This window comes from Corynebacterium sp. HMSC069E04 (genome assembly GCF_001813175.1).
GTDB lineage: Bacteria > Actinomycetota > Actinomycetes > Mycobacteriales > Mycobacteriaceae > Corynebacterium > Corynebacterium aurimucosum.
Genome location: NZ_KV811687.1, coordinates 97,723 through 106,732 on the forward strand (window position 1 = coordinate 97,723; position 9,010 = coordinate 106,732).

Below are 9,010 nucleotides of genomic sequence, written 5' to 3' on the forward strand. Positions count from 1 at the left end.
ATGATTGACGTGTCACGCGTATAAGCGGGTACGGTGGTAGAGAAGAAAACGATCGATGAAGGGGTTTAAGGCAAGCTCTATGGGCATTCTGGATTCCATTCAATCACCAGGCGATCTCAAAGCCCTGAGCAAGACGCAACTGGTTGAGCTCGCGGCGGATATCCGCCAGCGCTTGATTGAGAAGGTGTCCGCCACGGGCGGTCACCTCGGGCCCAACCTGGGCGTTGTGGAGCTCACGGTGGCGATCCACCGCGTCTTCGACTCCCCGCGGGACCCCGTCGTCTTCGATACCTCGCACCAGTCTTATGTGCACAAGATGCTCACCGGCCGTGCCAACCAGTTTGATTCCTTGCGCCAGAAGGGCGGCTTATCCGGGTACACGGACCGTGGGGAATCGGAACATGACTGGACCGAATCCTCGCACGCTTCTGCAGCGCTATCCACGGTGGACGGCCTTTCCAAGGCTTTCAAGATTCGCGGTGAATCGCACCGCAATGCCGTGGCAGTCGTCGGTGATGGTGCCCTCACCGGTGGCATGTGCTGGGAGGCATTGAACAACATCTCTGCGGATAAAGACCGCAACGTCGTCATCGTCGTTAACGACAATGGCCGCTCCTATTCGCCGACCATTGGCGGCCTTTCGGAGAACCTCGGGCGTATTCGTGCACAGCATGGTTATGACGAGTTCATGGAGTTGGGCAAGAAACGCCTGAAGTCGATGGGTTGGGTAGGCGAGCGTACCTTTGATGCTCTGCACGCGGTCAAGGAGGGCGTAAAGTCCACCGTTCTGCCTACCGAGATGTTCCCAGAGTTGGGAATCAAATACATTGGCCCCATTAATGGCCACGATATCGACGCGGTGGTCCGGGCACTGAGTTATGCCCGGGACTATGACGGTCCCATCATCGTGCACACCGTCACGGAGAAGGGGCATGGCTTTGCCCCGGCGGTCAATGAGCCGAAGGACCAGATGCACTCCACCGGAGCTATCGACCCGGTCACCGGTGTCTCCAAGGGGCAAAAGCAGCCGGGATGGACTGCGGCCTTTTCCGAGGAACTCATCAAGGCCGGTCATGCGCGCGAGGATATCGTGGCTATTACCGCTGCTATGGCGGGGCCGACGGGTCTTGCGCCCTTCCAGGAGGAATTCCCGGAGCGATTCTTCGACGTTGGCATCGCCGAACAGCATGCCATGGCCTCCGCCTCCGGTCTGGCGCTGGCCGGAATGCATCCGGTAGTGGCGGTGTACTCCACCTTCCTTAACCGTGCAGTGGACCAAGTCGTCATGGACATCGCGCTGCTCAAGCTGCCCGTCACCATCGTGCTCGACCGCGCCGGTGTCACGGGCTCTGATGGCCCTTCGCACAACGGAGTGTGGGACATGGCGTTGATGAGCATCGTCCCGGGGATGCGCATTGCCGCGCCGCGCGATGGCGCACGCCTGCGTGAGCTCTTTAATGAGGCCATCGCTATTGAGGATGGCCCCACGGTGGTGCGCTTCCCCAAGGGCAACCTCCTTGATGACCGCGACGAACTCAAGCGCCTCGATGACGGGGTAGATATCCTGAGCTATTCCGATGCTGCTGCGGCGGAAGCCACTGATGTACTTATCGTCGCTATCGGTGCCATGAGTGCGCGTTCCCTGGGAGCAGCTGAGCTGCTCGAAGCCCAAGGCTTCAACGTCACCGTCGTGGATCCGCGCTGGCCGGTGCCGGTCCCGCAATCCATCGTTGCACTCGCTGCTGATCATGATCTTGTGGTCACGGTAGAGGATGGCCTCTTGCGGGGCGGCGTGGGTTCCATGGTGGCGGAAGCACTCGACGCCGCGGATGTGGATACCCCAGTCCACCGCCTTGGTGTTCCTGGGTGCTTCCCCAAGCATGCCAGCCGCGGAGAAATCCTTGAGGAATTCGGGTTGACCCCGGAGGGAATCACGGACTCCGTGAATGAGTGGGTAGCTGCTCGGAGCTAGAGGCGCGGTGGCATAGAGCGTATTCGCGCTAGACCGCGACGCAGGAGCGGCGCGGATAGCTCTACCTGCCATTCGCGCGCACCTTGGGAACGCAGGAAATCGGGGATATCGGCGTCTGCTGCGATTTCGCCCGCCACACCGCCTTCAGGTCCGCAGGCCGCCCAGACTACAGCGCGGACCAAGCTGGGTTTGAGGATCAGCTCGTAGCTCATGCCCAGCTCTTCACCGAGAGCCTCGAAATCACTACGGATCTCGGTATAGAGCTGCCACAGCTCGGGGAAATCTCGGTTAAAAGCTGATTTGGAAGGAACCGGGCGTGGGCTGCGCAACGCCTTCGGCCACTGCTGGCGCGGGCTAGCAAGGGCGGCCTCGACGGCATCGAACCAGCGCAAGGTGGCGCCGCCGCGGCGGCGGGGGAAGCCTTTAACTTGATTGATTTCGTGCGGCGACCGGGGCACGCGGCGCGCGATGTCGACGAGCACACGGTGCGACAGTACTCGGTTAGGGGCGATGTCTTGGGAGCGGGCGATGGATTCGCGTCGCTGCCACAGTTCACGGGCTACCACGAGTTGCTCTCGGGAGCGCAGAGAGGAGACACCCTTGAGGGCCCGCCACGACCTAGGTTCAGGCCCAGTGATGCGGGCGTGGTCTTCGACAATCCTCTCAAACTCTTCATAAGCCCAGTCGAGCTTGTCCTGTTCCGCAAGAATATCTCGCAGTGTCACGGCGAGCTCGTTGAGAAGCTCCACGTCGAGCGCCGCATAATTGCGCCACTTCCGCGGGATGGGGGTTTCGGACCAGTCGGAATCGCCGTAGCCTTTTTCCAGTTCAACGTCGAAAAGCTCCAGCACCATTGCGGCCAAGTTAGGGTGTGCGAAACCGGCGAAGCGGGCAGCTAACTCGGTATCGAACAGCATGCCCGGGTATAGGCCCAGCCACGCTAGGCTCGGGAGATCGGAAGGGGCGGCATGGACCACCCACTTTTGCCCATTGAGCACCGGTGCGAGTGCTGCGCGGAGCTCATCGCGGTGGTGCTCCGGGGCGAACAAGAACGTGCCTGCACCCTCCCGGCGGATTTGCACGAGGAAGGCGCGGTCATCAAAACGGTAGGACGAGGCGCGTTCGGTGTCGATGGCAAACGGCCCGGTGCCCGCAGCTAAGCGGGCGGCACCGGCTTGAAACTCACGGGGAGAAAGGAGGACTTTCGGCGTCCCATCAACCGGTACCTGGCGCAATTCGCTCATCTTAGCGTCCGAGTTCGGCTACGCCCTCTGGCGGCAAACCAGCGACGAGAGAGAGGACTTGCGCAAAAGCTTCGACGTGTGGGGCGAGATCCAGGCCGGAGGCAGTCCACGAGGCGCGCATTTCTAATTGGTAGGCGCGCGGTGGTCCGCCAATTTCGCCGAAACGAACGGAAGCGGTCGAGGTGACGGTGCCTCCCAAATTCGTATGAGTAGCTTCGCGCACGTCGAGGGATTCAGTGAGCCATTCCCAGGCGACGTCGGGAAGCAGCGGGTCCCCGGCGACGGCATCGTCCAAGTCTGCCTGGATGTAGGCCACCAGGCGCATCGCACCTTCCCAGGCTTCCTCAGCGCCTGGGTCGTGCAACAGGATGAGGCGGCCGAAGGCATCGCCTTCAGAGTCAGTAGGAATAAGGTCCCCGTGTTCTGTGCGCTCAACCTCGAGGCCAATGGCGTGGCTGAATGGAGCCAGGCGTTGCGGTGGGCGGATGGTGCCCAAGGTGATTTCGGGGCGCAGCTGTGCGGTATGGAGGGACTCGACGGCCTCCGTGAAGGCGGTCGGAGTGCTCGGCTCCGCAGGGCGCGATTCGGCGGAAGAGGCGGCGGCGCGATCGTGCAGGTTGGTCGGTGCCCCTGCGAGGTTGCGCGAAGAAACGTCGGAATTGCTCACGGGGATCAAGGTATAAGCTCCGCCCGTGTGGCGGTGGAAGGCGCGCCGAAAAGCTAGTGGCGCGCGGAGGCGCCTCCAACTTATGATGGATAAGAAACTCTGTCGGTTGAAAGAAGGAGAAAGGCATGTCGAAGGTCAACTTCGCCGAGCTCAACAAGGTCCAGCGCTACTCGCAGCACGCGGTATTTCAGGTGTTCCCGGGTGCGTTGGGCACGGAGCGCGAGGAGATCGTTGCGCAGGCGCAGAAGTTCTTCTCTGAGCTCGAGGAAGCAGGCGTGGTTACCGTTCGCGGTATCTATGACCTGTCCGGAATGCGCGAGAGCGCTGATTACATGATTTGGTGGCACGCGGAAGAATTCGCCGACATCCAGAAGGCTTTCGCGGATTTCCGCCGCGAGACCGTCCTGGGCCAGGTTTCTGAGGTGACGTGGGTAGGAAATGCTTTGCACCGCCCGGCGGAGTTCAACAAATCTCACCTGCCGTCCTTCATCATGGGCGAAGAACCTGGCGAGTGGATTTCTGTCTATCCCTTCGTGCGTTCCTACGACTGGTACACCATGGATGAAGAAAAGCGCCGCCGCATCCTCATGGAGCATGGCATGCAGGGCCGTGATTACCCGGATGTGCGCGCAAACACCGTGCCGGCCTTCGCGCTGGGTGACTATGAGTGGATCCTGGCCTTTGAGGCCCCAGAGCTGCACCGCATCGTGGACCTGATGTACCTGATGCGCTACACCGAGGCTCGCCACCACGTGCGTGAGGAAATTCCCTTCCACACCGGCCGCCGCGTGAAGGACGTCGCTGAGCTCATCGCTATCCTGCCTTAAGAGCTGCGATAATTCGCGGTAGCGGCAGCGAAAGGCACCGGAAGCCGGTTGAGGGTCTAGTCCTCGACCGGCTTTTCTTCTAGGTCGAGGCAGATGGAATTAATGCAGTAGCGCAGGTCCGTCGGCGTATCGTAGCCTTCGCCTTCGAAGACGTGTCCAAGGTGGGACTCGCAGTTAGCACACAGCACCTCGATGCGGCGCATGCCCAGTGAATTGTCTTCACGCTCAATGATGGCGTCGCCGGCCAAAGGGGAGAAGAAGGACGGCCAGCCGCAGTGCGACTCGAACTTTTCCGTGGAGCGGAAGAGCTCGGCACCGCAGGCACGGCAGGAGTACACACCCTCGGTGGTGGTGTTGGTGTATTCACCGACGTGCGGTGCCTCGGTGCCAGCCTCGCGCAGGACGTGGTATTCCTCCGGACTTAGGCGCTTGCGCCATTCAGTATCAGCAATGAGCTTGAAATCAGTCATGCAGGGATTTTATCGCTCGCTTGAGGCTTGGGGCTAGTGCCTCGCTCCGCAGCCCACCAGCCGGCCACCGAGGCGGCGGTGACCACAATGAGCAGTCCCCACCCAAGGGTAGCGATAAAGACGCTCATCCAGTGCGCGGCGGTGGGCATGCTGGACGACGTCCACTCGAGCGGCGCCAAGAATAAAAATGCGGCCAACCATGCTCCCCACGTGTGGAAGACCGAGCGCGCAAGTACCACCGTAAACAGCATGGGGATAAGCCACATGGAGTAATACTGCTGACCCAGGGAGGAAAGGAAGAAGATGCCGACCATGATGGCACCACTGGTGCTCAGCGCCCAGAAGGTGGGCTCACTGTCGTGCCAGCGCAGCAGACCGAGGATCGCCACTGCCGCAAGTACTGCGAAGAGCAACCAGATGGGATAGTAGATGATGCCGGGGAGATCGAAGTAGGCGCGCACGCCCGGCCACGAGGCGTTGGCATAATCGCGCGTGGTGGACAGGTAAGGCACAAGGTTGGCGCGGAAGCCCTCCACGCCGGGGACGAACGGCCAGGCTGCAAGGTTGACTACCAAAGGTACGGCTACGCCCAAGCCTACAGTGAGCCAGCGCTTGCGGACGAGGGCGAGGAAGAGCAGCGGGGCAAATTGTGGTTTGACCAGAATTGCCAGTCCGATGCACAAGCCAGCGGCCCAGCCGTGTTTATCCAACAAGGCTAAGAACGCCACCATCGCGAGCAGCAATAAACCGTTGATGTTGGTAAAGACCAACGTGTTGATGACTGATTCGGTAGCGAAGGCTGCGGCGATGCTGACCGGCCACAGCGGGCCCCGCAGGCTGTGGCCTACAAAGCGGGTCAACACGGCTAGTGCAGCGATGATGGCGGCGGCGTTGGCCAGAATGAAGGCGATGCGCGCGTGTTCCTCGGACACGATCCCCAAGGGGGACAGGAGGACCGTGGCGCCTGGGTTATACAGGTAGAGCGGTTCGACGAAGGAATAGTTCTGTTCATAGACCGGGGTGCCCACCCACAGGTTCCGGATCGCGCGGTAGACGGTGCCGAAATCATCAGTCACCGTGCCGTTGAAGGCGAGCACGAACACGCGATGGAAAACCAAGACGATGGCGGCGGGCCACGCGGCGGCCGTCCACAGTCGCGCGGAATCAGCGAATGTGGAATCTGAGGGTGAGGGAGCCGGAGAAGTCACGGCAGCACAGTTTACGGGGTCTGAGTGCGCCGGTAGCGCAGAAACACCGTGTTGTCGACGGCGGTGACGTTCTCTAGCTCGAGCTTGAGCGCGGGGGAGGTGGCCTCGCCGTCAACGACTGGCTTTTCGACGGAAGGGGAAAGGTGCGGATCAAGCGTCAAATACAGCTTGTCTACGAGGCCTTCTGCGATAAAGGCGGAGTAGACGGATGGCCCACCTTCACAACTGATGCGGCGCGCGCCCTGGGCGCGGAGGGCAGCAATAGCCTCGCTCATGGTTCCGGTACCTGTGCTAACGACTTCGGCACCAGCGTCGGCTAAGCGCCGTGCCTCGAGTGAAGATGCGCGTTCTGCGGGGGTAAGCACGAGGGGGCCAGCTGCAATGAAGTCCTCGAAGCCGGAAAAATCGAGGGAGTGGCTGAAGACGGCGAGACGGGTATTTGACGCCGGCCCATAATCTTCTGCTTTCACCGTGGCTGAGCCGACGACGGCAACGTCCGCCCACTCGCGTAGGGCGGCAAAGAGTTCAGCGTCGGTGTCGTTGCCCATCGGTTCGGAGGTGCCATCGATGGTGGCGGAGCCGTGGAGCGTACTCACCGCAATTAAGCGGATTCCTTCTTGGTCTGGGCCCAGCAGGCGTTCTATTAGCGCAGTGTCACTCATGGCGCCCTACGGTACCTCAAAGGGTGACTATGCCTGGGCTGGGCTGCCCCTGCGCTGGACTGGGCTGTGGGCTGGGCCGGGCTTCAGAAGTTTAGGCGCTCTGGAGCCGCCAAGTGCCGAAACGCAGCGCGGAGGCTCCCCAGTGGAGCAGCAAGAGCACCAGTAAAGCGAAGGACAACCGGTGCCAGCCTTCATCCCATGAACCTAGGCACAGCGTTCCGACTGGGAAGGTCGAACCCCACCAGCCGGGGCCGTAGGGAGCCCACGCGAATACCGCTTGGTAGAAGCAGTACATGGCGAATGCTACGCAGGGTGCTCCGATGGCGAACATGATGATGCCGTAGAGGTGGGCGTCAAAAAGCAAAGTCGAGGCGGCCGTTGATTGACCAACCACGCCCAGCGGGATCCACGCTGTACCAGCAGCTGCGCCGCACGGCCTATCTCGGCGTTGTACAAGAGACCGGTAGCAGTAGGCGAACAGCGGAATTGCCGTGATGAAGGTGAGGAAGAAGCACAGCTCGCCGGCAAAGTGATAGAACTGCCCATGGTTGATAGCCAATTGGCCTGCGGAGGTCGCCGCCACCATAGGGGAAACCAGCGCTAGCCCCCAAGGAAAAGCGGGCTTGTCGTAGTGGTGCGGCTGCTGGAATAACCCCCAGAGCTGCCACAGGCACACCACGACAGAAAGCGGTGCGCCAATCCACCAACTTACTAACTGGAAGGCAACGTTTCCGGTTAACGCAGTCCACGCCGAGCCGCACGCCAGCAGACCCATCGTGTACATCCCCCACGCCGCCATGTTCTGGTGCCGAGGAGGTTCATTCTTTGCCCCCACGGTAAAAATCACCAGCAGCATTGCTGCGATAAGAGCGAAGACAATTTGGCCTACGTCTAAACCATGTAAACCCGACAAAGTTGACGCAATGGAGGTTCCCATCAAGGCGCCTGCCCAGGCTGGGCCAAACTTTGGCAACTGCACGAAAATCATCCTATTCCTGCACTTGTTGCTAGTGAACTTTTATGGAGTAATTGGATAACTGCGCCAGGGGGCAGGCTCGATGTTGTGCAGGCTTGTTCGACCGTGCCGTGTCCCCAACGCGTTAAGGTATGCGTTTAGCTCCGGTGGTCAGTATGAGGCGCAACGAGAAAACACCCCCGCGAGAAAGGATGAATGCAGGTTTATTATCCTCATCATCTCCACGCGGAGGCTTTTATCCAGTACTGCATGTTGCTGACTTGCAGTAATAATGGTGGTCCTAGCTGGGATTGAACCAGCGACCTTTCCGGTGTGAACGGAACGCTCTCCCACTGAGCTATAGAACCTCGGTGCAGGCTTTAAGGTACACCGCGCATATGGAAACCCCTAATCGTCCAGCTCAACCGTGTTTTAATTTGTGGCTTGTCGGCGCTAGAGCCTTGATGGAGTTAATAAGGGGGCTTGCAACCGCCATCCCTGCCGCGTCCGTTGTAACTGCAGTCTCAATCACACTGATGTAATCTGAATCCTGTTGGAAGTCGGGGGATTAGTGCCGTGGGCTGCGGATTTGGAAACTGGGGCGGCGCACGATAAAGTTTCTTCTCGCACCACGGCATACCGGCCGGGAACGTGCAATGCGGATGTAGCGCAGTTGGTAGCGCATCACCTTGCCAAGGTGAGGGTCGCGAGTTCGAGTCTCGTCATCCGCTCCAGCACATGTAGTGCGTGAGGCGGTATCGCCACGGTGGAATGGCCGAGTGGTGAGGCAACGGTCTGCAAAACCGTGCACACGGGTTCGATTCCCGTTTCCACCTCAAGAGCAGGCGCCCAACTCTGGGTGCCGTGAGCGCGTTTAGCTCAGCGGGAGAGCGCTTCCCTGACACGGAAGAGGTCACTGGTTCAATCCCAGTATCGCGCACAAGGACTTAGTCCTAGAAACCGGGCCTGGTTTCGAATGCGGATGTAGCGCAGTTGGTAGCGCAT

General features: G+C 60.4%; 7 protein-coding genes, 4 tRNA genes and 1 pseudogene. 5 read left to right on the forward strand and 7 right to left on the reverse strand.

Annotation, left to right across the window (positions count from 1 at the left end):
* The first annotated feature begins 79 nt into the window (after positions 1–79).
* Entirely contained in the window at positions 80–1,972 is a 1,893-nt protein-coding gene (gene dxs, locus HMPREF2896_RS08750) for a 1-deoxy-D-xylulose-5-phosphate synthase (RefSeq protein WP_070719189.1), read from the forward strand.
* Here dxs and HMPREF2896_RS08755 read toward each other — a convergent pair.
* Both HMPREF2896_RS08755 and HMPREF2896_RS08760 read right to left on the reverse strand, forming a co-directional pair.
* Positions 1,969–3,216, reverse strand: a complete 1,248-nt coding sequence (locus tag HMPREF2896_RS08755) for an HRDC domain-containing protein (RefSeq protein WP_070719191.1) — start codon at positions 3,214–3,216, stop codon at positions 1,969–1,971. The two genes, dxs and HMPREF2896_RS08755, sit on opposite strands and share 4 nt — an antisense overlap.
* Before the next feature lies 1 nt (position 3,217).
* The gene (locus HMPREF2896_RS08760; protein ID WP_070446948.1) at positions 3,218–3,832 is read right to left on the reverse strand and encodes a DUF3000 domain-containing protein; all 615 of its coding nucleotides are present in this window, start codon (positions 3,830–3,832) and stop codon (positions 3,218–3,220) included.
* Between the two features lie 176 nt (positions 3,833–4,008).
* Here HMPREF2896_RS08760 and hemQ point away from each other — a divergent pair, with 176 nt between their 5' ends.
* The gene (gene hemQ / locus HMPREF2896_RS08765) at positions 4,009–4,710 is read left to right on the forward strand and encodes a hydrogen peroxide-dependent heme synthase (RefSeq protein WP_070719192.1); all 702 of its coding nucleotides are present in this window, start codon (positions 4,009–4,011) and stop codon (positions 4,708–4,710) included.
* 56 nt (positions 4,711–4,766) lie between these two features.
* On the opposite strand, the gene msrB is transcribed toward hemQ, so the two are convergent.
* The 5 genes and pseudogenes from msrB to HMPREF2896_RS08790 form a co-directional block, all read right to left on the reverse strand.
* A complete protein-coding gene (msrB, locus tag HMPREF2896_RS08770) occupies positions 4,767–5,180 on the reverse strand; it encodes a peptide-methionine (R)-S-oxide reductase MsrB (RefSeq protein ID WP_070522057.1) in 414 nt (137 codons plus the stop codon).
* Positions 5,177–6,388, reverse strand: a complete 1,212-nt coding sequence (locus HMPREF2896_RS08775; protein ID WP_070719194.1) for a glycosyltransferase family 87 protein — start codon at positions 6,386–6,388, stop codon at positions 5,177–5,179. Before HMPREF2896_RS08775 ends, msrB begins: the two co-directional genes overlap by 4 nt.
* 104 nt (positions 6,389–6,492) lie before the next feature.
* Positions 6,493–7,050 (reverse strand): annotated as a pseudogene (locus tag HMPREF2896_RS08780) (dihydrofolate reductase family protein); the annotation flags it as partial.
* Positions 7,051–7,141: 91 nt separating this feature from the next.
* Positions 7,142–8,029 (reverse strand): TDT family transporter, encoded by an 888-nt coding sequence (locus HMPREF2896_RS08785; RefSeq protein WP_083311475.1) that lies wholly within the window; start codon positions 8,027–8,029, stop codon positions 7,142–7,144.
* A 269-nt stretch (positions 8,030–8,298) separates the two neighbouring features.
* A tRNA-Val gene (locus HMPREF2896_RS08790) sits at positions 8,299–8,373 on the reverse strand.
* A gap of 290 nt (positions 8,374–8,663) precedes the next feature.
* On the opposite strand from HMPREF2896_RS08790, the gene HMPREF2896_RS08795 reads away from it, so the two are divergent.
* The 3 genes from HMPREF2896_RS08795 (at position 8,664) to HMPREF2896_RS08805 (ending at position 8,945) form a co-directional block, all read left to right on the forward strand.
* Positions 8,664–8,739: transfer RNA gene (locus HMPREF2896_RS08795), tRNA-Gly, on the forward strand.
* A gap of 31 nt (positions 8,740–8,770) precedes the next feature.
* Positions 8,771–8,841, forward strand: a tRNA-Cys gene (locus tag HMPREF2896_RS08800).
* Positions 8,842–8,873: 32 nt separating this feature from the next.
* Positions 8,874–8,945 (forward strand) — tRNA-Val (locus tag HMPREF2896_RS08805).
* The last annotated feature ends 65 nt before the right edge of the window (positions 8,946–9,010 follow it).

What these genes read in the sequence shown, in the direction of transcription:
- msrB (WP_070522057.1), bottom strand. Translation starts at nt 5,180, where the DNA reads ATGACTGATTTCAAGCTCATTGCTGATACTGAATGGCGCAAGCGCCTA.
- hemQ (WP_070719192.1), top strand. Translation starts at nt 4,009, where the DNA reads ATGTCGAAGGTCAACTTCGCCGAGCTCAACAAGGTCCAGCGCTACTCG.
- dxs (WP_070719189.1), top strand. Translation starts at nt 80, where the DNA reads ATGGGCATTCTGGATTCCATTCAATCACCAGGCGATCTCAAAGCCCTG.
- HMPREF2896_RS08755 (WP_070719191.1), bottom strand. Translation starts at nt 3,216, where the DNA reads ATGAGCGAATTGCGCCAGGTACCGGTTGATGGGACGCCGAAAGTCCTC.